Source organism: Actinoplanes palleronii (assembly GCF_016862315.1).
Taxonomy (GTDB): domain Bacteria; phylum Actinomycetota; class Actinomycetes; order Mycobacteriales; family Micromonosporaceae; genus Actinoplanes; species Actinoplanes palleronii.
In genome coordinates this window covers 19,406-42,327 of the sequence record NZ_BOMS01000078.1, presented here as the reverse complement: position 1 = coordinate 42,327, position 22,922 = coordinate 19,406, and the positions used below count along the sequence as shown (strand labels likewise).

Genomic DNA, 22,922 nt, shown 5'->3' with positions numbered 1-22,922 from the left:
CCACCGCTCCGCGTGCCCACGCCGCACCAGAGTTCCATTGATCAGTAAGTATCGATACGTTCACCTGTGGACAACCCGGAACTGTGGAAAAGCGGGGGCCCGTGTACACCGGTCTGGCTCGTGTGACGATCAGCGCCCCGCACCGCCGGGTGGACGTGGCGCTGCCCGAGCACGTGCCGCTGGCCGAGCTGCTGCCCGAGGTGCTCCGGCACGCCGGTACCGACCTCGCCGACGCCGGTGAGCGGCACGGCGGGTGGGTGCTGCGCCGCGCCGACGGGACGGTCCTCGAGGTCGGCCGCGGTCTGCACAGCCAGGGCGTACGCGACGGCGAGGTGCTGCACCTGCGCCCGGCCCACGACGAGTGGCCGGAGCTGGAGTACGACGACGTCGTCGAGGCGGTGGCCGAGGGCGCCCGGCGGCGTGGCGGCGCCTGGACCCCGGCGGCCACCCGGGCGACCGCGCTGACCCTGGCCGGTGTCGCCCTCACCGCCGGCCTGGCCGCCCTGATCGCCGCTGACCTGCGCGGTGACGGCGCGGGATGGACCGGCCTCGGCCTGGCGGCGCTGCTCGTCCTGGCCGCGACGGCCGCCGCCCGGGCCTATGCCGCGCGCAGCGCCGCCGTGGTGCTCGGCGCGTTCGCCCTGCCCTACGCGTTCACCGGAGCGGCCACCCTGATCGCCGCGGCCGGCACACCGACCGGTCCCGGCGGCCCGGGCGCCGCCAGCACCGGCTGGCCTGGCGCGACCGGGATCGTCGCCGCCGGGATCGGCGGCCCGGAGCTGCTGGCCGGGTCGGTCGCGACCCTGGTCGCGGCGGTGCTCTGCGGCGTCGGGACGGCGGCCGGCGCCCGGATCTTCACAGCCGGCGTGACCGTCGGGACACTCGGCGCCCTGGCCGCGTTCACCGCTCTGGCCGGTGGCCCGGCGGCCGGCGCGGCGGCGCTGCTCGCGGTGCTGGTCTGTGGCGTCTCGGTGCTGCCGGTGCTGGCCATCCGGCTCGGCCGGACCCCGATGCCGCCGGTCGCCCTCCCGCTCGGCACCGCCGCCGAGGAGGACTTCTTCACCACCCCGGCGGAGCTGAACGGCGCCGCGGAGCGGAACGACGCCGCGGAACCGGGCAGCACCGCGGAACGGGACGGCTCCGCCCTCGACGCGATCCGCCGGCGACCGGACCGGGCGGTGGTCTTCGCCGCGGTCGGTCGCGCCGACGACCTGCTGACCGGTCTGCTGCTCGGCCACGCGGTGCTGGTGGCGGGCTCGGTCGCGGTCCTGGCCACGGTGCACACCCTGGCGGCCCGGCTCCTGCTCGGCGCCGCCGCGGTCGCGCTGCTGCTGCGCTCGCGGCTGTTCCGGGCCCGGCGGCAGCGGCTGCCGTTGATCGCGGGCGGGCTGGCCGGGTGTCTCGCGCTCGGCGCCGGGCTGCTGGCCGACGCCGGACCGGCGGCGATGCCCGCGGTCACCGCGGGCTGTGTGCTGCTGGCCCTGCTGCTGGCGGCGGCCGGGGAGACCTGGCCGAGCCGGCCGTCGTCGCGCTGGCCGGCCCGCGCCGCCGACCTGCTGGACGTGCTGGCCACGGTGTCGGTGATCCCGGTCGCCTGCGCGGTGGCCGGTCTCTACCAGGCGGTCAGCGGCATCCCGTTCTGACCGATTCTGCCCACGGAAAGCGGAGGAGAGTCAGGCCGGAACATGGCCATACGACCGCACCTGCGGGGCCGGAGCCCCGCAGGTGCGGTCGTCAGCGGTGTGTGGGGGAGCGAGCGGTCAGTGCGCTCCCTCTTCGGCTTCCTCGGCCTCGGCGCGCTTGAAGGACGCGCGGATCTCGGCTTCCGCCTCGACCCGGCCGACCCAGGTCGCGCCCTCGACCGACTTGCCGGGCTCCAGGTCCTTGTAGACCGTGAAGAAGTGCTGGATTTCCATCCGGTCGAACTCGCCCAGGTGGTGGATGTCCCGCAGGTGCTCCTGACGCGGGTCCTCGAACGGCACGCAGAGGACCTTGTCGTCGCGGCCCTTCTCGTCGCTCATCCGGAACATGCCGATCGCGCGGGACCGGACCAGACAACCAGGGAACGTCGGCTCCTGGATCAGCACCAGCGCGTCGAGCGGGTCGCCGTCCTGGCCCAGGGTGCCCTCGATGAAGCCGTAGTCGGCGGGATACTGGGTGGCCGTGAAGAGGGTCCGGTCCAGCCGGATGCGCCCGGTCTTGTGGTCCACCTCGTACTTGTTGCGCTGCCCCTTGGGGATCTCAACCAGAACGTCGAAATCCATTATGTCGCTCCCCTTATGCTTGCCCGCTGATTAGACCGGGCCGCCGGGCGGGAAGCGGGGGAATGGAAGCAGGCCCGCAGGATCCGCGCGCAACGGTGTGCCGGATGTCGCTAGTCTCCCCTAAGTCTGACGCCACAGGCGAGGAGGGGCGTGTGACGAGGCAAGATTCACAGAACGGTCCGGGCGACGACGGCGTGTCGGACGGGTCGTCGCGGCCGGATTCCGGTAACGGGCAGCCCGGTCGAGCCGCTGTGCCCGCGTCCCCGCCAGGCACTCCGTGGCCCGGTGTCCCGAATCCTCCCGATTTGAACACCCCGGGTCGGGCCAGTGTGCCATCCGGCAGCCCGGCCTGGCCCGTGGTTCCGCAGTTTCCGGCGGCGCCACCGACCCAGCAGCTCCAGCAGGTTCAGCCGTCCCAGTCTGCCCAGCCGTCCCAGCCGACCCAGCAGCTTCCGCCGATCCAGCCGGTTGTCCCGGCGAAGCCGGCCGAGGCGCCGGCCGTCGGTGCGTACGGAAAAGCCTCTGTCCCGTTGAACACCGCGCGTCCGGCAGCGGCCGCGCCCACCGCGGCGGTCCGGGCACCGGCCGCTTCCCCGGCAAAACCCGCCGCCGGCGAGACCGCTGCGGCGAAAAGCCCTTCCCGGACGAAACTGATCGCCGTCGTCGCGGTCGCCGCCGTGCTGGCCGCGGTCGCGCTCGTCGGCCTGGTGGCGCGTCCCGGCCCGATCGCCGGCTGGTTCGGCGACGACCCGGCCACGCCCGCGCCGGTGGCCACCACCCCGGACCCGGCGCCCACCCCGGTGCTGGTCGCCGCGGCCGGCCAGGGCGACGCCCCGAACGAGGCCGCGGTCAAGGAGGCCCTCGACCCGCTGGTGAACTCGTCCGCGCTCGGCTCGACGGTGCACGTCTCGGTGCTCGACGTGTCCTCGGCGCAGGTGCTCTACGCAAAGAACGCCGACATCCCGACCACACCGGCGTCGACCACCAAGCTGCTCACCGCGGTGACCGCGCTGGCCGCCCGCGGACCGGCCTACCGGCTGGCCACCCGGGTGGTGGCCGGCGAGAAGCCCGGCGAGGTGGTGATCATCGGGGGCGGCGACCCGACCCTGGCGATCAACGCGAAGGGGCAGTTCCCCGGCGCGGCCCGGCTGGACAAGCTGGCCGCGCAGGTGAAGAAGGCGATGGGCGACACCCCGATCACCCGGGTGACCGTGGACATCTCGCTGTTCAGCGGCTCGGACACGGCGGTCGGCTGGGACTCGAGCGACATCTCGCCGAACGGCCAGGTCGCCCGGATCCAGGCGCTGATGACCAACGCCGGGCGGATCACGCCGGTGCACAACGAGACCGGCGGCGACCCGCGGTTCACCGATCCGGCGATGGCGGCCGGCCGGGCCTTCGCCAACCAGCTCGGCGTCGCGTCGGAGAAGGTCCGCAAGGGCACCGCGCCGGCCGCGGCCGGTGACACCGCGTCCGCGTCGGCGAGCGCCCCGGCGAGCGCGCCCGCGACCGGGGAGATCACCGCCGGGCAGGAGCTGGGCAAGGTCGAGTCGCCGCCGCTGGTGCAGGTCCTGGACTGGATGCTGCAGCAGAGCGACAACACCATCGCGGAGACGATGGGCCGCCAGGTGGCGCTGGCCGCCGGCGACGAGGCCAGCTTCGACGGCACCGCCGAAGCGATGATCAACAAGCTGCGCGAGCTGGGCCTCAACGGCGACGAGGCGGACCTCTACGACGCCAGCGGCCTGTCCCGGCACAACGGCATCAGCCCGTCCCTGCTGGTGCAGACCCTGGCCCTGGCGGCCGGCGGCACCAAGCCGGAGCTCTCCGCGATGTTCAACGGCCTGCCGGTGGCCGGCTGGTCCGGCACGCTGCGGACCCGGTTCGCCACGCCCAGCCCGAACCAGGCCGCCCAGGGGGTGGTCCGGGCCAAGACCGGCACGCTGAGCGGGGTGAACACCCTCGCCGGGGTGCTCGTCACCAAGGACGGGCGGGTGCTCGCCTTCGCGATCATGGCGAGCGCGACGTCGGACTCGTCCACCGCGAAGGCGGCGCTGGACAAGGTCGCGGCCCGGCTGGTGGCCTGCGGCTGCTCCTGACCCGGGGCCGGTTACACCCTGAGCGGGGGTGCCGGCCTCGGGGTTTCTCCGGAGTGCGCTGTGGAGTCGCGCGGGTACTGTCGGCTGCATGGCGCAGTTCGTAGACTGGGATCTGGCCGCCGCGACCGCTGGCGCGCTCTCCAAATCCGGCCCGGCGGTCTCTTATGACGAGGCCGCTCAGGTGGTGTCCGAGCTGCGGGAGCTGACCGATCAGGCAGCCGGCCACGTGGCGGCATACACCGGCCTGATCTCGCAGGTCGCGGTTCCACCGGTGCGGGTGGTGGACCGCCGCGACTGGGCGAAGGTGAACATCGCCGGCCTCCAGCAGGTGATCACTCCGCTGGTCACCAAGCTCTCCGGCGACAAACAGCCCGGAGCGTTCGCCGACGCGATCGGCTCCCGGGTGACCGGCGTGCAGGCCGGCACGATCCTGGCCTATCTCTCCGGCCGCGTCCTCGGGCAATACGAGGTGTTCTCCGGCGACCCCGGCCAGCTGCTGCTCAACGCGCCGAACATCGTCGAGGTCGAGCGCAAGATCGGCGCGGATCCGCGGGACTTCCGGCTCTGGGTCTGCCTGCACGAGGTGACCCACCGCACCCAGTTCACCGCGGTGCCCTGGATGCGGGGTTATTTCCTCGGCCAGGTGCAGGCGTTCGTCGACGCCTCGCAGGGCGGCGAGCACCTGCTGGAGCGGGTGCGGCGCGGTGTCGGCACGCTCTCCGAGGCGCTGCGCGACCCGGAGAGCCGGGCCTCGGTGCTGGACATCGTGCAGACCCCCGGGCAGAAAGCCGTGCTGGACCGGCTGACCGCGCTGATGACCCTGCTGGAGGGGCACGCCGAGTTCGTGATGGACGGCGTCGGCCCCGAGGTGATCCCCAGTGTCGAGTCGATCCGGGCCAAGTTCAACCGCCGCCGGGAGTCCGGCAACCCGCTGGAGAAGACCATCCGCCGGCTGCTCGGCATCGAGGTCAAGATGCGGCAGTACGCGGAGGGCCACAAGTTCGTGCACGGCGTGGTCGAGCGGGTCGGCATGGACGGCTTCAACAAGATCTTCGAGTCGCCGCTGACCCTGCCCTGGCTGGAGGAGCTGGGTGACCCGGACGCCTGGGTGACCCGGGTCCACGGCTCGCACGCCGCGCTCGACTGACCGTGGCCCGGATCCCGGCGCCGGTCGCCGCGGTCCGCTCGGCGGTCCGCCGCTGCCTGGCCGACCTGCCGACGGACGCCCTGGTGCTGGTCGCCTGCTCGGGCGGGGCGGATTCGCTGTCGCTGGCCGCCGCGGCCCGGTTCGTGCTGGGCCGAGCCGGCCTGGTCACGGTGGATCACGGGCTGCAGGAGGGCTCGGACCGCCGGGCCCGGTCGGTGGCGGCCTGGGCCCGGGACGCCGGCTTCGACCCGGTGCGGGTGTCCACCGTCACGGTGGCCGGCCGGCCCGGTGGCCCCGAGGCCGCCGCCCGGACCGCCCGCTACGAGGCCCTCGAGGCCGCCGCCGGTGAGTTCGGCGCGGCCGCCGTGCTGCTCGGGCACACCCGCGACGACCAGGCCGAGACGGTGCTGCTGGCGCTGGCCCGCGGGGCCGGCCCGCGTGGGCTGTCCGGTATGCCGGAGCGGCGCGGGGTGTTCCGCCGGCCGCTGCTCGACGTGGCCCGGGCGGACACCCGCAAGGCCTGCGCCGCCCTGGGCCTGGCGCCCTGGGAGGACCCGCACAACACCGATCCGGCGTACGCCCGGTCCCGGGTCCGTGGGACCGCGCTGCCCACCCTGGTGGCCGAGCTGGGCCCGGCCGTGGTGGGCAACCTGGCCCGGACCGCCGCGCTCGTCGCGGTGGACAACGCGGCGCTGGACGAGCTGGCCGCCGCCGCCCTGGAGCAGTCCCGCTCGGCCGCCGGGCTGTCGGTGCCGGTGCTGGCCGGGCTGCTCGCCGCGGTCCGGGGACGGGTGTTGCACCGGTGGGCTCGGGAGCTGGGAGCGCCGGGTGGGGCGCTGGCGTACTCGCACGTGATAGCCCTGGACGCCCTGGTGACCGGCTGGCACGGGCAGGGTTCGGTCTTCCTGCCGGCCGGAATCGGCGTCGAACGGCGGGGAAGTGACCTCGTTCGGGTGGTTCCGGCCCATATCAAGTGAGCGATCGGGATCGGAAACAGGCCCCGTTTCACGAACGGTAACCTCCATGCGGCAGGCTTAGTCCCATGGCTGATGGCTCTTGGTACGAAGCCGACATCGACCACGTGATCATCTCGGAAGAGGAGATCCGCGAGAAGATCGATGAGCTGGCGAAGCAGGTCTCGGTTGACCACGCCGAAGCCACGGAAGGCATTCTCCTGGTCTGCGTGCTGAAGGGCGCGGTCATGTTCATGGCCGACTTCGCCCGCGCGCTGGGACGGCACGGCCCGTCCACCGAGATGGAGTTCATGGCGGTCTCGTCGTACGGGCAGGGCACCACCTCGTCCGGCGTCGTCCGCATCCTGAAGGACCTGGACCGGGACATCACCGGCCGGCACGTGCTGGTCATCGAGGACATCGTCGACTCCGGGCTGACCCTGTCCTGGTTGATGAAGTACCTCGAGTCGCGGCAGCCGGCCAGCGTCGAGGTGGTGGCGCTGTTCCGCAAGCCGGACGCGGTCAAGGTGCAGGTCCCGGTCCGCTACGTGGGCTTCGACATCCCCAACGAGTTCGTGGTCGGTTACGGGCTGGACTTCGCGGAGCGCTACCGAGAGTTGCCGTACGTGGGCGTTCTCAAGCCGGAGGTCTACGCCCGTAGCTGAACCGTTTTCTCAGCGTGTTCTCAGTAATGGTGGTTATGAACCGTTTTATTACTGAAACACGCTGGAATGCGGGGGGTTACGTGGAGTTCGCCCCTTGGCCTCACGGGTTCGCAAGCGGTGCCTACGGTGTACGGTCGAGTGACCGATGGCGTGGTGTCACGAGCGCCGGAGGGGCTGGGAGTGATTCGCCGCGGCCAAGCGGGGGAATTGATTTCCGGCAGCCGCCGGTGGGCGGTTGACGTTGAGGTGACCAGGACGCCAGATCAGGAGGGTCCGGGCGCTTGGCGCCCGACAACAGTATGGAACGTACGCGTTTCTTCCGCCGCCCGGTGGTCTGGATCATTCTGGTGATCATCGGCGTAGTGGCGCTGAGCTCGATCTTCACCAGTGGTCCGAGCTACCAACGGGTGGACACTTCGGTCGCGCTTGACCGTCTGAACCTGCCCGGGATCGAGAAGGTCGTCCAGAAGGACAAGGAGCAGACGCTCCAGATCGACCTGAAGGATCCCGAACAGTTCAACGGCAAGACCACCGACAAGATCGAAACCCAATATCCTTACGAGGTCACCGATCAGATCTGGGCGGACGTCCAGGCGGCCAAGACGGCCGGTCGGATCAGCGGGACGACCAATGCCACGGTCTCCGGCGACAACATCCTGCTCAGTCTGCTGATCAACCTGCTGCCGATCGCCATTCTGGTGGTCCTGCTCTTGCTGTTCATGTCGCAGATGCAGGGTGGCGGCTCGCGGGTGCTCAACTTCGGCAAGTCCAAAGCGAAGATGATCACCAAGGACACGCCGAAGACGACGTTCGCCGACGTGGCGGGTGCCGACGAGGCGGTCGAGGAACTCCACGAGATCAAGGACTTCCTGCAGAACCCGGCGAAATACCAGGCTCTGGGCGCGAAGATCCCGAAGGGCGTGCTGCTCTTCGGTTCGCCCGGTACCGGTAAGACGCTGCTGGCCCGCGCCGTCGCCGGCGAGGCCGGGGTGCCGTTCTACTCGATCTCCGGTTCGGACTTCGTGGAGATGTTCGTCGGCGTCGGCGCGAGCCGGGTCCGCGACCTCTTCGAGCAGGCCAAGGCGAACGCTCCGGCGATCGTCTTCGTCGATGAGATCGACGCGGTCGGCCGGCACCGCGGCGCCGGCATGGGCGGCGGTCACGACGAGCGCGAGCAGACGCTCAACCAGCTGCTCGTCGAGATGGACGGCTTCGACACCAAGGGTGGCGTGATCCTGATCGCGGCCACCAACCGGCCCGACATCCTCGACCCCGCGCTGCTGCGTCCGGGCCGTTTCGACAGGCAGATCCCGGTCGACAACCCGGACATGGAGGGCCGCAAGGCGATCCTCCGGGTGCACGCCAAGGGCAAGCCGTTCACGCCCGACGTCGACCTCGACGCGGTGGCCCGCCGGACGCCCGGTTTCTCCGGCGCCGACCTGGCCAACGTGATCAACGAGTCCGCTCTGCTGACCGCCCGGCACGAGAAGCGGGCGATCTCGAACGAGTACCTCGAGGAGGCGATCGACCGGGTCATCGCCGGCCCCGAGCGCCGCACCCGGGCGATGAGCGACAACGAGAAGAAGATCACCGCGTACCACGAGGGTGGACACGCTCTGGTCGCCTACGCGCTGCCGCACTCGGCTCCGGTGCACAAGGTGACGATCCTGCCGCGCGGTCGCTCGCTGGGTCACACCCTGGTCCTGCCGACCGAGGACAAGTACACCCAGACCCGCGCCGAGATGATCGACACCCTGGCGTACGCGCTGGGTGGCCGGGCCGCAGAGGAGCTCGTCTTCCACGAGCCCACCACCGGCGCCGGCAACGACATCGAGAAGGCGTCCGGTCTGGCCCGGGCCATGGTCACGCAGTACGGCATGAGCTCGAAGCTGGGCGCGGTCAAGTACGGCACCAGCGGTGACGAGCCCTTCATGGGTCGCAACATGGGCCACGAGAAGGACTACTCGGACTCGGTCGCCGCCGACATCGACTCGGAGGTGCGTGCGCTCATCGAGCTCGCGCACGACGAGGCGTGGGAGATCCTGGTCGAGTACCGCGACGTGCTCGACAACATGGTCCTGGAGCTGATGGAGAAGGAAACCATCACCCAGGACGACATGAGCCGGATCTGCGCCCGGGTGCAGAAGCGTGCGCCGATGGCGCCGTTCAACGGCTTCGGCAAGCGTCTGCCGTCGGAGGCTCCGCCGGTGGTCACGCCCGCCGAGCGGGCGAAGCTGAAGGCGCAGGCCGAGGCGGATGGTCAGATTGCCGTGGGGCCGAACTCCAACGGCGCCGTGGAAGGCAGTAACTGATCAGCACCAAAGACGAACTCGACTATCTCGCCGCCCGGCTGGTCGATGGCAAGCTCACCGGAACTCCGGTGGAGGACGCCGTCGACCTCGGGCGGATCGAGAAAGCGGTCCGGGAGATCCTCATCGCGATCGGTGAGGACCCGGACCGGGACGGTCTGGTACGCACCCCGTCCCGCGTCGCCCGGGCCTACGCGGAACTCTTCGCCGGCCTGCGGGTCGACCCGGCGACCGTGCTCACCACCACCTTCGAGGCGGACCACGAGGAACTCGTCCTGGTCCGCGACATCGAGGTGCAGAGCATGTGCGAGCACCATCTGCTGCCGTTCACCGGGGTCGCGCACATCGGCTACATCCCGGGCACCAACGGCCGGATCACCGGGTTGTCGAAACTGGCCCGCCTGGTCGAGGTCTTCGCCCGGCGCCCGCAGGTGCAGGAGCGCCTCACGTCGCAAATAGCAGATCTCCTGATGGCGAAGCTGGATGCGCGCGGCGCGATCGTGGTGCTGGAGTGCGAGCACCTCTGCATGGAGATGCGCGGCATCCGGAAGGTCGGCGCGCGGACGGTCACCTCGGCGGTCCGGGGCGCGTTCCAGACCGACGGCAAGGTCCGTGCCGAGGCGATGGCACTGATCAACGCCCGCTGAGCGGGTGCGGTTCTTCGAAAAAGGCGGCCTGCTGAGCGGGCCGCCTTTTTCGTACGCCAGGGTCAGATCATCGCGCGGAACTGATTTGCCGAGTCCATCGCGGCGCGGGTCAACTGGGTCGCCTCGTCCAGCCGGGTGCGGGCCTGCTCCAGCTGGGAGATGGCCGCCACGGTGCTCGGGTGGAACGACCCGACAGCGGTCATCCGCAGCAGCGCCAGCGACTGGTCCAGCTGGTCGGCGACCACCTGGATGCCGGTGATCGCGCGGCCGGCGCCGTCCACCGACGCGGCCAGGTTCACCTTTACCTCTTCGACGTTCGCCACGGTCTACCCCTCGCAGTCTTTGTCCGGATCGGATCAGGCGGGTTCAGCTGAACAGGGACTGCAGGCCGAGACCCATACATGTCAGCAGCACCGGGGTCAGGCAGGCGACGATGCCCACCACCGGCGTGCGGTCCGGCGAGGCTCCGCCCTTCTCGGCGTCGGGGCCCCACACGAAGCCGATGGTGGCCCACCCCAGCCCGAAGGCCAGCAGCGGCATGCTGAGCCCGCACAGGAGCGTGTAGGTGGGCAGGGAGCCACTCGGCGCCACCAGGTAGAGCACGATCTGCACGAACAGCACGGCCGCCGCGAACGGGCCGTACACCAGAAGGTTGCGCGCCCATGGGCGGCCCGGACCGGCCGGCACCGGACCGATGAACGCGTGATCCGCGGCGTCCGCTGTGGTCCGGGCCTGTCGCAGCGCGGTCAGGACGGCCTCCGGTCCGCCGGTCACCGCGGCCAGCGCCGCTGCCCGCTCACCCTCATAGGGCGTCAGATCCAATTCTGGTACGCCGAAGTCGCGCACCAGCCGGGCGCGCTGCGGTGCGAGCCGCGCTCGTACCGAAGAAAGCTCTTGCCGGGCCGCGTCGATCGTCGCGGCCTGCTCCCCGGCCACCGAACTCGCCGCGCGACGCACCGCGTCGAGTTCCCGTGCGGCGGCCAGATAGGCGGCCCAGGGCCCGGCCTCCGGCGAGACGGCCTGAGCGGGCGGACCGGCCTGGCCCGAGCCCTGGCCCTGGGCCGAGCTCGGTTGGTAGGGCACCCGGCCGTGTTCGGTCTGCTCGGTCATGGGTGGTCGCTCTCCGGGTGGACGAAGGGGACCACGGTGACCGTGCGGTCGGTGTGGCGGTCGTGCAGCAGCGCGCGGTTCGGCCGGGGCTGCCAGTCGACCGAGCGGCTCAGCATCAGCGTCACGTCGGACTGAGGCACGTTCAGGAAGAGCAGGCCGGCCACGTCCTCGCGGCCCATGCTGCCGCCGGTCTCCTCGCCGAACCGGCGCACCCCGCGCCACCAGGACAGCAGGTGCGCGCCCCGGCTCGGCCCCTCCCGCAGCAGCTGCCGCAGGCCGCTCAGGCCACCCGGCGGTGCGGCGTCCATCCCGAACACCACCCGGTAACCCGGCTGGTCCGAGACGAGCTCGGCGGCCAGCCCGGCGGCGTCCACCACGACCACTTCCTGGCGGTGCGAGATCTCCGCGGCCAGGGCCTCGGCCAGCGCGTCACCCTCGGCGACCAGGGAGGCGATCACGAAGCGCGTGGTCCGCGGGGAATGACAGGCGGCCACACTGCGTGCCGCGGCGTCCAGCACCTCGGCGCCGGCCGCCTGGGACCCCAGGATCGCCAGGTGCCGGCCCGGCGACGAGTCCAGGGGGAACGCCGCGGTGGACAGGCTCACGTCGATCATGCGGCCGACCAGGGCGGTCGGCCGGGACGCCCGCCCGGCCAGCGCGGCACGATAGGTGGGGTCGTCGGCCAGGTGCTGCTGGGCGTACCCCGCGAAGATCCGCGGCGGGACGGCCTCCGGGTCGCGGGCGCCCCAGAGCTTGTGCCGCAGGTCGCTGAGCAGTCGCTGGTCGGCGTGCGGGTCGGGGAAGCGGACCACCCGTTCGTGGCCGCGGGTGGCGCCACGGGGGCCGCCCAGACCGCCGGCGGTGTTCACCACGGCACTGCCCAGCGGCAGGCCGGCCGCCGAGTCGTTGGTCGGCTCCAGCACGTCGCCGCCGCCGGGCAGCGCGATCCGTACCGGGAACTGGCCGAAGATGGAATCACGCTTGGCGTAGAGCGCCTCGACACCGAGCACGGTCTGGCTGGCCAGCACCAGGTGTATGCCGTACGACCGGCCCTTGCGGGCGAGCGACTCGAGCAGGCTCACCGCCTCGGCGGCCGTCGGGTCGTTGCCGGCCAGCAGCACCTGGAACTCGTCGATCACGCACAGCACCCGGGGCAGTGGACGCCCCCGGCCCTCCTCGGCCGCCACCACGCGCAGGTCGGAGAAGCGGGCGACACCGGCCCGCTTGTACGCCATCGACCGGCGGCCCATCTCGGCGTCCAGCTCGCGGAGGACGGCCAGGCCGTACTCCCGGTCGGACTCGACACCGACCGCGCGGGCGTGCGGCAGCCAGGTGCGGTCGCGCTGGGTCGGCACGAACTCGGCGAAGGAGACGCCCTCCTTGAAGTCGAGCAGGTAGAGGGCCAGCTCGTCGGGGGAGTAGCGGGTGCCGAGACCGTACAAAACGTTGATCAGGAAGGCGGTCTTGCCGGCGCCGGACCGGCCGCCGACCATCCAGTGCGGGGTCAGGTCGTTGAACCGCAGCACCAGCGGCACGTCACCGTGATGCCCGACCACCGTCTCCACCCCGCCGGCCGCGTCCGCCGACCACAGCTCCTCGGCCGGCTCCGGCAGCAGGTCGGAGAGGGTCACCCGGGACGCCGCCGCGGTGTGCGCGGCCAGCTCGTGGCAGACCGCGTCGATCAGGTGCCGCGGCGGCTCCTCGTCGAGGAAGACCGGTGCGTTGAGCCACGGCGCGTCCGGCGTCGACCCGAACGAGCCACCGGGCGGGTCGCCGACCACCGCGAACGGGTTGCGCACCGAGACCGACGTGGTGCGCGGCAGCGGGGCCTGGGTGGTCTCCGCGGTCAGTGGCGGAGGCGGCCAGCCGGCCACGATCAGGTGCAGCCCGGAATCCGGACCCTGCTGGGCCAGCGCGGCGATCCGGCGCAGCTCCTCGCCCTCGGTCAGCTCGGGCAGGCTGGCGATCACCACGAGCAGCATCCGGTCCCGCCGGATCCGGCGCGAGGTGCTGCCGCCGCTGCGAGCCGGGCGCAGCCACTTCTCCGCCTCGGTGAGCACGTCCCGCAGCCCCTGCCGGTCGATCGCCGGCGGCGACATCAGGCCGGCGTCGAACAGCTCCTCGAACGGCTGGAAGACCGAGCCGCCACCGACCCCGTCCACCGCGCGCACCAGCAGCGACCCGGCCGGTGCGGCCGCGAACAGGCGCAGCAGGATCGCCCGGAGCAGGCCGAACACCCGCGGGTCGGTGGCGCTGGCATCCACCGTGAGATGACCGGTCCCGAGCAGCGGCACGATGGCCGGGAAGCGGACGTCGTCGAGCGGCTGCGCCACCCCGATCCGGACGAACTGCGGCGACTGCCCGCCACCGAGCGGCGCCTGGGGGGTCAGCGCCTCCAAGGGCGCCCCTAGCCACCCCGGCGCGAGCTGGGCAGCGGCCACCCTCAGGTGTTCCGCAAGCCGGTGCTGTTCACGCGGGTCAGCGACGCTTGGTGCGTACGCTTCCAGCGCGCCGGAGGCCGCGTCCGCTGTCGCCACCGCCTGCCGGTGCAAAGCAGCGGCCTGCCGGACCCGCAGAGTCGAATCCGCCACTGCCGTCACCTCCTGTCGCGCGCATAAAACCTATCCCAGACCTGCGGTGGTCCACGCAATGCGGTCCCGGTGCGGTGTCGAGGCCCGCGCGGGGGCCGGTCCCGGGGTATGTCCTATCAGGAGATGTCCGGAGTGTCGCCCTTCGGTGCGGGCGCGGGCGGGTGAGTGCGATTGGGCACTCGCCCTGTCGTGAAGGGAGCGCGGGGACGAATTAGTGTCGTAGGTATGCAGCCGCGTGAGCCGGAGACCGGAGTGGGCCCCACACCCCCGGCGGTCCCGCCGGTCCCGAGTCCGGTGGGCGGGGTGAAGGCGCCTCGGAGCCGGAGGGGGCGGCTGCGGAGCCGGAAGGCGCGGTTGTGGGTGGCGCTGGGGGCGGGGGTGATGGCCTTGTTGTGCTTGGGCGGCGTGGGCGTAATCGTCGCCGTCTACGACAACGCCACCGAGGTGAAGCGGTCGGACCCGAGCGAAGTTGTGTTCAATTTCCTCGGCGCCTACTTGGCTGATCGTAATGATCAAAGCGCCGCTTTGTATACCTGTAAGGAAAACAGCGATCTGAGCAGCCTCAGCTCATTTCGGGATAGTATTAAAAAATCTGAGGAGAAAAACTCCAGTGAGATTGTGGTGACCTGGAGAGATCTGGCTGTGCAGGCATCTGGTGATCAAGCTGTCGCAAATGTCAATATTGTGCGATCGGCATCCGATGGCTCGGAAGCGTTTGATCCGTGGAAATTTAAATTGTCGAATAATGACGGTTGGAGAGTTTGCTCGGCGGCCCCTGCCTGACTCTTATTCAAGCCAAAGAAGGCTAGCGGAGACCTCCAGAGTTTGTGGGAATTGCCCATTCCAGGACCAGCGGTACCAGTCGAGCTCGACGGCGACTCGGGCACAGGTCTCGCCGCTTTCGCTGGTGTACAACTCTGTTGTGGCGCGTAGGTCCCGTTGCTCTCCACCATCGTCGAGGAGTCTGACAGCGCGCCTACCAGTCAGAGAGCTGGCCTGTTCAGATGGGGTGGGCTCCCGCCGAGGTGGTTCATCAAGTGAGACCAGTTGAGGCTTTGGCTGCAGGGTTGGGCTCGACATGATGGAAACGCCGAGATCCTCAACCCAGACCCGGTCTATCGGGACGAGCGCGGCGAACACTTCGGTCTGCTCGGACTCAGCCCGATACCATTCTGATTCTGGCATGACGGGAATATAGGTTCGACTTCCCTGGATGACTTTCTCATCAGCTCGAAGATCGCCTCGCCAGCCAAGCCCAGGTAGGCCGATGAGGACTCGACGTCCACGTAGTTGGCCGCTCATCGTGGCCGGAACCGGAGCTATCGGCCTTGGTGGCTCGAGCCCCCAGTGTTCCTGGTCGAGAAAAGGGTCCGGGAATGAATCGTCCATCATCCTGCGTTGCCAAGAGCCGCGCCATGCTGCTGCATGAACGGAACGGGGTTGATGGCGCCTGAGCTCGATCGGTCATTGTTCATGTGAACCTCGAAGTGCAGGTGCGGCCCGGAGGAGTTTCCGCTGGTGCCTACCCGGCCGATGACTTCACCAGCGGTCACTTTTTGGTTCTTCTGGACGAAGGGCTTCTGCACCATGTGACAGTAACGGGTCATCACGTTACCGGCGTGCTGGATCTCGACCATCCAACCGCATCCGCCCTTGCCCGGATATCCGTCGACATTGCAGGTCTTCCTGCCCCGGAAGTCCTCGTCGCACTTGACCATCGAGACGATGCCGCTCGCCGCCGCGGTGATCGGCGTGTACCGACTGGCGATCAGGTCAACACCTTGATGGTTGGGTCGTTCCGGCGACCTGAAGGCGGAACCGACCTCCGCGTGCACCGGGTCCGTCCAACCCGAGGCGGCGATCTGCCCGGATACCGCGCAGGTCATCGAGGTTGAGCTGCCTACCGCGTTCGCCGCGCCGTGGGCCAACATGTTCACCAGCTGGGTGGCGACCGGCTCATGCTTGGCATACGCGTCCGGATACGCGCTGATCTGCACGGACTGTGCTGCGCGAGTGAGTGACTTCCCCTGCCAGCCCCGAACCTTCTTGAGCTTTTCGTAGAACTTCGTGGCGGCGTACTCCGGATTCCGCACCTGTGTCGGCGTCCCCCAGCCGGAACTGGGCCGCTGCTGGAACAGGCCGAGCGAGTCATGGTCGTTCCGGGAACCCAGGTTACCGAGATTGACCAGCCGGGACTCCTGCATCGCGGTGGCCACGGCGATCACCCAGGCCCGCGGCGGCATCTTCAACTTCGCGCCGACGTTGATGATGATGGAGGCGTTGCGGACCTGATCGGCGCCGTACTGCTTGATGGTGGGCAGCTTGGCGTTCGCATCGATCGGGCCGGCCTCGCCGCAGCCGAACGCCGCCGCGTTCATGTTTGCCTGTTCGTCGTCCTTGTCGAGCCCGCCGAACAGGATCAGTGTGACGCTGCCGGCGCAGCAGAGGACGGCCAGCGTCGTCACCAGTGCGATGAGGAGAATGGCCTTGCGCGGCCGCCGGAGGCTCACGCGGCTTCCCAGTCGATGCCGTCGACCAGCCAGTGGCCGTCCGGGGCGACCAGGCGGAGGCTGAGCTTGCCGGAATCCATCGTGATCACCGCGTTGACCATGGTGTCGTTGACCGCGTCGATGACCGGGCGGCCGATCACCCGGCTCGCCGGGACGCCGGCCGGGTCCACGCCGCGGAGTTCGTCCGCGAGGTCGGTGGTGGCGTTCGGTAGGAGGCGGTCCACCCACTTCTTCGAGGTGACGCCGGTGTGGCTGACCCACGCGGAGGCGAACGCGTAGGCGACGGCGTCCGGCTGAGCCCGCCCGGGAACGGTCTTCGGCGTAGGCGGCGGCTCCGACGAGACGACACTGTCGTCATCTGACGGGTTGATGCTGATCGCCGGCGCGGGTGAACCCAGGCCCACCGTGGGCGAACCTGACTTCCCGTCCGAGAAGAGCCGGCCTACACCGACGACGGCCAGCACGATCACGGCCAGCACGAGGGCGACGCCCCACCGGCTGCGGAAGACGGCATTGAGAGCGCGTGCGATCACCCCAGACATGTGGTCACCTCGCCTCGGAGCGCACCCGCGGAGTTGCCGGTTCCTGGGTGGTGGAACCCGTCTCCGGCCGATAGATCGCATACGACGCTGGGCGTTCTGCCACGTCCGGTTCGGTCCACTCGGCGTTGCGCCGGGTGCGACTCGGTGTCGGCCGTCCTGCGTCGGTCGACTCGGCGACAGGGGTGGTCTCCCGGACCGTCTCCTTGCCGTCCGGCCGTGCTGGCAGCGCGCGCCTCGAACCGTCGTTCGCCGTGGTAACGGTCGTCTCGTTGCGGGACGCCGCGGCGTGAGCGGGATCTTCAAGCCTGGCTTCAGGACGCAGGTTTCGCTGCTCGGCGAAGACCACACGCCCGTCCTTCCCGATCATCGGGCGGGTGTCGCCACCCTCGGCGACGTCGAGCTTGGCTGCCTCCCGCATGTCTCGGAAGAAGCGGCGATGCCACGAACCTCCGGATGCGATCGTGGCAGCGCCGTCCTTGCCGCCGAGCTGTGTGATCCGGCGATACGGGCGAAGCAATAGCCACCCGACCACGCCGCAGAGCCAGACCAGCACGACCTGAAGCCATCCGGGAAGAGTGGCTGTGTTCATGATCAGGTCGACGGCGAAGAGGTAGACAGCAGCTCCAGTACCGAAGATTGCGATGTTGAAGATGGCTGCCACAACTGCGTTTGCGAGACGTCGGATGCCTGCGCTCGCAGGTTGCAGAAGTCCAACTGTCCCGAGAACAGGGGCGGCGATTACCGCCCATCGGAATACGAGGAACCCGAGCAGTACAAGAATGGATGCTGTGAGGTCGAACATCGCGAACATTAGCGCAGCTAAAGCGGCGATGAATCCAGACCCGATACGCTCCATCCCGTTGGTTCCCTGTAGGTATTGGTAGGCCTCGGGATCCTCGGTTTTAATTTGAGCGGAAATTGCTTTCCATTGATCCTTTTTGCGTGTAATTGCAGCTTCCCGGGTTCCCGGGTTGTTTCTGATGTCTTCGGCTTCGTCCCACCTGAAAGAGTGTGCCCGGTAGAGTGCGAATCCGTACTTCTTGGCGGTCTCGCTGTCGGCTGAGCCGAGAATGCCTCGCAGCCAGTTCCGATAAAGCATTGTTTCGGTGACTGTGTCACTGGCGCGTACCGCTGGCGGCCGGTTATCGGCACAGGCCGCAGGGTCATCGAGCTTGCAGACGTTGTCCACGTCGGCCTTGGTTTGTGGATCAAGCGCGTCATGAACGACGCTTAGCGAGGTCACGAGACTCTGGTCTGCCAAGTTGGCGGAGCGGACAGGCCAAGCCGCGATTGCCGTGACGCCAACCATCACGAGGATTGCCCAACCCACGGTTGTTGTCGCTGCTCCCATGTCGGCTTGCCGGGAGCGCCAGATCAGATACATGCCGACTACGGCGAGAGTGATAACCCCGAAAACATGGAACACTTTATCGTAAACGGCAACTGTTGCTTTTTCTACGAGGCTGTCGGCCCAGCTCCAGAGTGACTGTGGGTCCCATGCTCGTTCGCGTAGCGCATTCGAAGCCCCGATGATGCCAGTTGCGAACATGAACTCGCCATTGGCAATTGTCGACTCAACCCGTGAATCAGCCTCGGTTACTACGGCGGCGCACCCGCCATCCTGGTCGTAGGTTGGGAAGCTGTAGCCGGCGTATCCGTATCTGGTGTACATGCCCTTGCGGCCGGGCAATTCTGCTGCCGCAGGCATCTCGGCGAACCATCCCGCCAGGCCGGAATCAGGGGTGGTGGGAGTTGGTGCGTTTTCGCATGTTGCCTTGTCTCCGACGGTCTCCATGAGGCGGCTGAGGCAGCCATCGAGGTTGCCGCCCCACTCCTCCACGCTGCAGGCGCCACCTGGCGCCTTGCCCGGAGCTGCGGAGGCGCTCGATGGGGCGGCGACCGCCCAAGCGATCGACGCCACCACCATCACAACCAGAGCCGAAAATAGCGCCAACCCCCGCCGCACCATCTCAAACCTCCAGGTCGGATGGGAGCGGCACCACCGTCGGCTGCGCCGCTCCAGGCGTCGTATCCAGGTGCTCCAACAACCCGTCGACATACGAGACGTCGACGCGAACCTTCTGGACCCGACCGTCCACGTCCCGCATCACGAACTCGCGGAAGCCCAGCCGCTGCTGGGACGACGTGTCGACCTGGGACAGCGACGCGAGGGTCGCTTCGTACCCGTCGTGTACCGGGACCCGCAGCAACCGCAACGCTTCGGAAGCGATCTCCTGGTCTTCGGCGATCCGGCCGACGAAGACGGTGGAGACCAGGTTCTGCACGTCCAGGCCGAGGATGTCGCGCGGGTTCTGCGAGGCCACCATCGCGGCCAGGTTCCACTTCCGGGAGTCGCGGGCGAGCCGGACCAGGAACGACCGGCCGGACCGCCAGCCCTCCATGAAGTGCGCCTCGTCGAGGCCGACCATCTTGCGGGACGACATCGAGCCGCCGTAACAGCGCCGGACGGCGAGCCGGTGCGCGGTGTGCAGCATCGGCAGTGCCAGCGACTCCTCGGCCGACCAGTACTCCCGCTCGATCTTCAGGTCGGGCAGTCGCAGACCGGCCATCGTGATGACGGTGAGCGCGGCGTCCGCACCGAGCAGGTGTGCCGGCGGCCGGCCGAAGAAGAGCAGCGCGAGCGGCATCTCCGCGGTGTCCAGCAACAGGTTGGCCAGCTCGCGGCCCTCGTCGTTGTCCAGCTGCTGCAGGGTGGTGACCACGTCGTCGAGGGTGGACGTCTCCTCGGCCGGGACCTGGCGTACCGCGTGCCGCAGCAGCGTCGCGGTGGACGCCTCCTTGGCGACCTGCGGCGGCACCAGCATCGAGCAGATGTCCTGGACCAGCATGCGGCGTTCGGCCCGCGCGTTGGAGACCGCGATCTCGTATTCCCGGTCGCCGGGGGCGCCGGTGGAGAACTCGGAGCGGACCGGGGTCGGGATCAGCGCGTACGGTGCGAGCGTCCCCTGCTCGGAACCGGTCAGGTTGATCACCCGGCTGTACGGCTTGAGCTCCGGCATCGAGCACAGCCGGGCGAGCGGCCCGGACGGGTCGAGCAGGGTCACCTGCACGCCACGGCGGGCGTTGAGATAGCCGAGCGCGCCCATCAGCGTGGACTTGCCACCACCGGGTTCGGCCACGAAGACGCCGAGCCCGGAGCGTTCCCGCACCTCCATCGGGAAGTGCAGGTCGAGGAAGACCGGCCGGCGGCAGGTGCCAGCGGTACGCCCGATCAGGTCGCCACGCCGGTCACCGACCGTGGAGGCGGCCTGCGGGAGTGCCGCCGCGAGCAGCTTGACCGGCATCCGCCGGACGTACCCGGTGTTGGCGATCGGCTCGCCCGGGATGAACTCGCGGGCCAGCTGGTCCTGGTTCTTCGGGTGCTGCAGCGAGATCCGCAACTCCCGGGAGTAGAGCTGGATCAGCCGCCGGGCGCGTTCCAGGCACTCCTCGCGGTTGGCGCCGCTGACCGCGATCCGGTGCCAGCCGTGCGCCCGGGCCGAGTCGGTGGGCAGCCCGGTGGTCATCTCGTCGCCGATCACCAGCGCGCGCTTGGCCAGGCGTTCCAGCTCGGGCGGCGCGTCGATGCCGTGCTCGGCGTAGTCCAGCTGCTGTGAGCGGATCATCCGCAGCCGGTGCTCGAGGTTCTTGAACGAGCTGTTCGAGCCGAGGATGTCGAGCCGGGAGGAGAGCTCCATCGGCCAGGGCAGGCGCTCGTGGAAGTGCATCCACGGCTCGTGCTTCTCCGGGATCTCCAGCGGTTCCATCCGGCCGACCGAGAGCACCGCGACGTGGCGCTCCTCGCCGGTCATCCGGTTGACCAGCTTGACCGTGGAGCCGTACGGCGTGCGGTACCGCTCCACCTGCTCGGTCAGCGCGAGCAGGTCGCCGGTCTCCCAGTGGCCGTTGGAGACCGGGGAGAGCAGCCCGGGCGGGGCCATGCCGAGTGCCACCGAGCGGAACAGCAGCCATTCCAGCTCCTGCGGGGTGACCCGCCGGCCGCGCATGCCGAACGCGTTGAGCACCTCGTCGAACTGCTCGACCGTACGACCGAGCTTGCGCCGCTCGTTCTCGGACGTGCCGCGGCCGAAGGCGCGCAGCACCCGCTCGGAGAACGTGTCGCCGAGCGAGCGCCGGGCGAACGTGACACCGAGGTACGTCTGCCCCTCCGCGTGGTTCACCGAGAGCAGGTGCCGTTGCGCCGCGACCAGGTGGTCCGACCAGGACGTCCCGCCGTGCACGTCGGGCAGCGGCTTGGCGGTGAACGAGTCGACGGTGCGGGCCCACTCGTCGGCAGGGAACGGCCGGGTGGTGCGCCGCAGGTGCAGCCGGAACCCGGCCAGACCGGCGTACTGCTCGGAGATCGCGCTGAGCAGCGCCTCACGTTCCGCGTCGGGGCGGAACGCCCAGCGGACCTCGGGTAGGTAGTACCAGGCCGTGACGGTGCTCTGGGTGAACGTGAGGTGCCCGGCGATCTCGCTGATCGCCAGCTCGATCGAGGGGTCGCGGTCGTTGAACTTGAGCTTCTGCGGGCGCAGCGGCACCGGCTTCTGGGCTTTCGGCTCCCGGCCGCGGGACGGGTCCCGGCGGGCCGGCGCCTTCTCCTTGCGCCGGGCGGGTGCCTTCTCCGGGACCGGCACCGGCAGGGCGGCCGCGACGGGCTCGGGAGCTGGCGGCAACTCGGCGGGAGCGGCGACACTCTGCCAACGGGCCGGCGCCGGCGCCGGAGTGGGAGCGGGCTGCGCGGCTTTCGGCGGCCACTCGTCGTACTCGGACCAGTCGTCGGCGTCCGGGTCGTCGGGCACCGCGGCGGGTTCCGGGAAATAGTCCGGCTCCGGGCCGGCCGGGGCCCGGGTGAACGGCGCGCCCTGCCAGCCGTCGGCGGCGGGCGGCTCGGCGACCGGCGGCTCCGCGATCGGGGCGGCCGGCAGCGGCACCGCACGGGATCCGTTCGATCCGCCGGATCCGTTGGCACGGCGGCCGTTGGTCTCCTCCGGGTTTGCCGGAAGATCACTCGGACGGGTGGCCGGGATCGGCCGGGCGGGCGTGCTGGTGCCACCGAAGAGATCGAGGAACGGCGAGTCGATGTCCAAGGTGGTGTCGACCGGGGCGCCGTGCGAACGGACCGCGTTCGGTGCCTGGAACACTCCCACGCCGCCGTGACCGGGGGCGGTGACCAGCTCCTCGACCTCGTCGAGGGAGTCCGGCGAGGAGTAGTTGTCCGAGCGCACACCGTTACTCTGCCTGCCCGGCGACGACTCACCTCCGCGGGGATGCCCCTGCGACGGATTCCCGCTGGTCATACCAACTCCTCCCGAACCCGAATGCGCGTGGCGACAAGCCTCGGGTCGCGTCGCTCGATGGCGGGCTCGCGGGTGCGGCGCCAGTCGGTGAGCGCGGTGCGGATGACCATCCGGGCCGGCCGGTCCGGATCGACATGCCGGAACACGTACGACGTCGTCACCATGGCCAGGGCGATCTCCCAGGCCGGGAACGGGTCGAATTCGAGCGTGAGGAAGTAGTGAATGACCATGAAGAGCGGCACCAGCACCACGAACATGCCGTACTGCGCGTACGGCAGGTGGACGGGCAGCGTGTACCCGGGCGGGCCGAGATAGACCAGGCGGGCCCGGTAGATGTCGTCGTCGGTCCGGAGCCGCATCTCAGTTGAAAATCAACTTGATCAGGTAGTCACCGAGGAAGAAGAGCGTCGCGGCGCCGGCTATGAAGGCCAGGCCCACGATGGCGATCGCCGAGCTGGTGAGCACCTTGGAGATCTCACCGCGGCTGGCGCGGCCGATGAAGATGACCCCCAGCACGGCCAGCAGGATCGGCGCGACGTTGCTCGCGAAGAAAGTGACGATGCCTGAGGTGTTGATGCCCTTGGGGTCGGCGGCGGCGGCGAGCACAGTGCTCTGGAACGCCGTCGTGACCTGTCCGGCGAGCTCAGTGGCGATCATCGGTAAACCTCCCCGTGTCCGGTATGGGGGGTACGGACACGCTGCAGTGTTGAAGCCGTTCGGCAACGCCCATATCGTGCTGCCTGTAGCTCACCACGTCGAGTGAGCCGTTCGGGCATTGCCAT

At 69.6% G+C, this 22,922-nt stretch carries 19 protein-coding genes; 8 read left to right on the top strand and 11 right to left on the bottom strand.

Annotated features, from left to right (window positions below; translation table 11 throughout):
- Positions 1-101: 101 nt before the first annotated feature.
- The gene (eccD, locus tag Apa02nite_RS25790; protein ID WP_203827265.1) at positions 102-1,643 is read left to right on the top strand and encodes a type VII secretion integral membrane protein EccD; all 1,542 of its coding nucleotides are present in this window, start codon (positions 102-104) and stop codon (positions 1,641-1,643) included.
- A 117-nt stretch (positions 1,644-1,760) separates the two neighbouring features.
- On the opposite strand, the gene Apa02nite_RS25785 is transcribed toward eccD, so the two are convergent.
- Complete coding sequence (locus tag Apa02nite_RS25785; protein ID WP_067699110.1) at positions 1,761-2,264, bottom strand: inorganic diphosphatase; 504 nt, start codon at positions 2,262-2,264, stop codon at positions 1,761-1,763.
- Between the two features lie 530 nt (positions 2,265-2,794).
- Between Apa02nite_RS25785 and dacB the strand changes: the two genes are divergently transcribed.
- From dacB to folE, 6 genes are all read left to right on the top strand, one after another.
- Complete coding sequence (gene dacB, locus Apa02nite_RS25780) at positions 2,795-4,363, top strand: D-alanyl-D-alanine carboxypeptidase/D-alanyl-D-alanine endopeptidase (protein ID WP_239164565.1); 1,569 nt, start codon at positions 2,795-2,797, stop codon at positions 4,361-4,363.
- A gap of 88 nt (positions 4,364-4,451) precedes the next feature.
- Positions 4,452-5,510 (top strand): Rv3626c family coenzyme F420 biosynthesis-associated protein, encoded by a 1,059-nt coding sequence (locus Apa02nite_RS25775; RefSeq protein ID WP_203827263.1) that lies wholly within the window; start codon positions 4,452-4,454, stop codon positions 5,508-5,510.
- 2 nt (positions 5,511-5,512) lie between these two features.
- Positions 5,513-6,487, top strand: coding sequence for a tRNA lysidine(34) synthetase TilS (gene tilS, locus Apa02nite_RS25770; RefSeq protein ID WP_203827262.1), 975 nt, complete (start codon positions 5,513-5,515; stop codon positions 6,485-6,487).
- A gap of 65 nt (positions 6,488-6,552) precedes the next feature.
- Positions 6,553-7,128: a hypoxanthine phosphoribosyltransferase gene (gene hpt / locus Apa02nite_RS25765; protein WP_067699115.1), complete on the top strand. Its 576-nt coding sequence runs from the start codon at positions 6,553-6,555 to the stop codon at positions 7,126-7,128.
- Between the two features lie 299 nt (positions 7,129-7,427).
- Positions 7,428-9,440, top strand: a complete 2,013-nt coding sequence (gene ftsH / locus Apa02nite_RS25760; RefSeq protein WP_067699117.1) for an ATP-dependent zinc metalloprotease FtsH — start codon at positions 7,428-7,430, stop codon at positions 9,438-9,440.
- A complete protein-coding gene (gene folE / locus Apa02nite_RS25755) occupies positions 9,437-10,084 on the top strand; it encodes a GTP cyclohydrolase I FolE (RefSeq protein WP_203827290.1) in 648 nt (215 codons plus the stop codon). The genes ftsH and folE overlap by 4 nt, the downstream gene beginning before the upstream one ends.
- A 62-nt stretch (positions 10,085-10,146) precedes the next feature.
- On the opposite strand, the gene Apa02nite_RS25750 is transcribed toward folE, so the two are convergent.
- The 3 genes from Apa02nite_RS25750 to Apa02nite_RS25740 are packed head-to-tail and all read right to left on the bottom strand — an operon-like array spanning position 10,147 to position 13,794.
- On the bottom strand, positions 10,147-10,407 hold the full coding sequence (locus tag Apa02nite_RS25750; protein WP_067699121.1) for a hypothetical protein: 261 nt from the start codon (positions 10,405-10,407) through the stop codon (positions 10,147-10,149).
- A 43-nt stretch (positions 10,408-10,450) separates the two neighbouring features.
- Complete coding sequence (locus Apa02nite_RS25745; protein WP_239164564.1) at positions 10,451-11,194, bottom strand: hypothetical protein; 744 nt, start codon at positions 11,192-11,194, stop codon at positions 10,451-10,453.
- Positions 11,191-13,794, bottom strand: coding sequence for an FtsK/SpoIIIE domain-containing protein (locus Apa02nite_RS25740; RefSeq protein ID WP_203827261.1), 2,604 nt, complete (start codon positions 13,792-13,794; stop codon positions 11,191-11,193). Before Apa02nite_RS25740 ends, Apa02nite_RS25745 begins: the two co-directional genes overlap by 4 nt.
- Before the next feature lie 351 nt (positions 13,795-14,145).
- On the opposite strand from Apa02nite_RS25740, the gene Apa02nite_RS25735 reads away from it, so the two are divergent.
- Positions 14,146-14,568 carry an Rv0361 family membrane protein gene (locus Apa02nite_RS25735; RefSeq protein ID WP_203827260.1) on the top strand — a complete coding sequence of 141 codons (423 nt, stop codon included), beginning with the start codon at positions 14,146-14,148 and terminating at the stop codon, positions 14,566-14,568.
- 3 nt (positions 14,569-14,571) lie between these two features.
- Here Apa02nite_RS25735 and Apa02nite_RS51200 read toward each other — a convergent pair whose 3' ends face one another.
- The 7 genes from Apa02nite_RS51200 to Apa02nite_RS25705 are packed head-to-tail and all read right to left on the bottom strand — an operon-like array spanning position 14,572 to position 22,797.
- A complete protein-coding gene (locus Apa02nite_RS51200; protein ID WP_239164563.1) occupies positions 14,572-15,174 on the bottom strand; it encodes a hypothetical protein in 603 nt (200 codons plus the stop codon).
- Positions 15,174-16,295 (bottom strand): M23 family metallopeptidase, encoded by a 1,122-nt coding sequence (locus Apa02nite_RS25730; protein WP_067699125.1) that lies wholly within the window; start codon positions 16,293-16,295, stop codon positions 15,174-15,176. The genes Apa02nite_RS51200 and Apa02nite_RS25730 overlap by 1 nt, the downstream gene beginning before the upstream one ends.
- Entirely contained in the window at positions 16,292-16,837 is a 546-nt protein-coding gene (locus tag Apa02nite_RS25725) for a hypothetical protein (RefSeq protein ID WP_203827259.1), read from the bottom strand. Before Apa02nite_RS25725 ends, Apa02nite_RS25730 begins: the two co-directional genes overlap by 4 nt.
- Before the next feature lie 4 nt (positions 16,838-16,841).
- Positions 16,842-18,806, bottom strand: coding sequence for an MFS transporter (locus Apa02nite_RS25720; protein ID WP_203827258.1), 1,965 nt, complete (start codon positions 18,804-18,806; stop codon positions 16,842-16,844).
- A 1-nt stretch (position 18,807) separates the two neighbouring features.
- Positions 18,808-22,140, bottom strand: coding sequence for an ATP-binding protein (locus tag Apa02nite_RS25715; protein ID WP_203827257.1), 3,333 nt, complete (start codon positions 22,138-22,140; stop codon positions 18,808-18,810).
- Positions 22,137-22,499 carry a hypothetical protein gene (locus tag Apa02nite_RS25710; RefSeq protein ID WP_067699133.1) on the bottom strand — a complete coding sequence of 121 codons (363 nt, stop codon included), beginning with the start codon at positions 22,497-22,499 and terminating at the stop codon, positions 22,137-22,139. Before Apa02nite_RS25710 ends, Apa02nite_RS25715 begins: the two co-directional genes overlap by 4 nt.
- Before the next feature lies 1 nt (position 22,500).
- A complete protein-coding gene (locus tag Apa02nite_RS25705; protein WP_067699135.1) occupies positions 22,501-22,797 on the bottom strand; it encodes a hypothetical protein in 297 nt (98 codons plus the stop codon).
- Positions 22,798-22,922 lie beyond the last annotated feature (125 nt).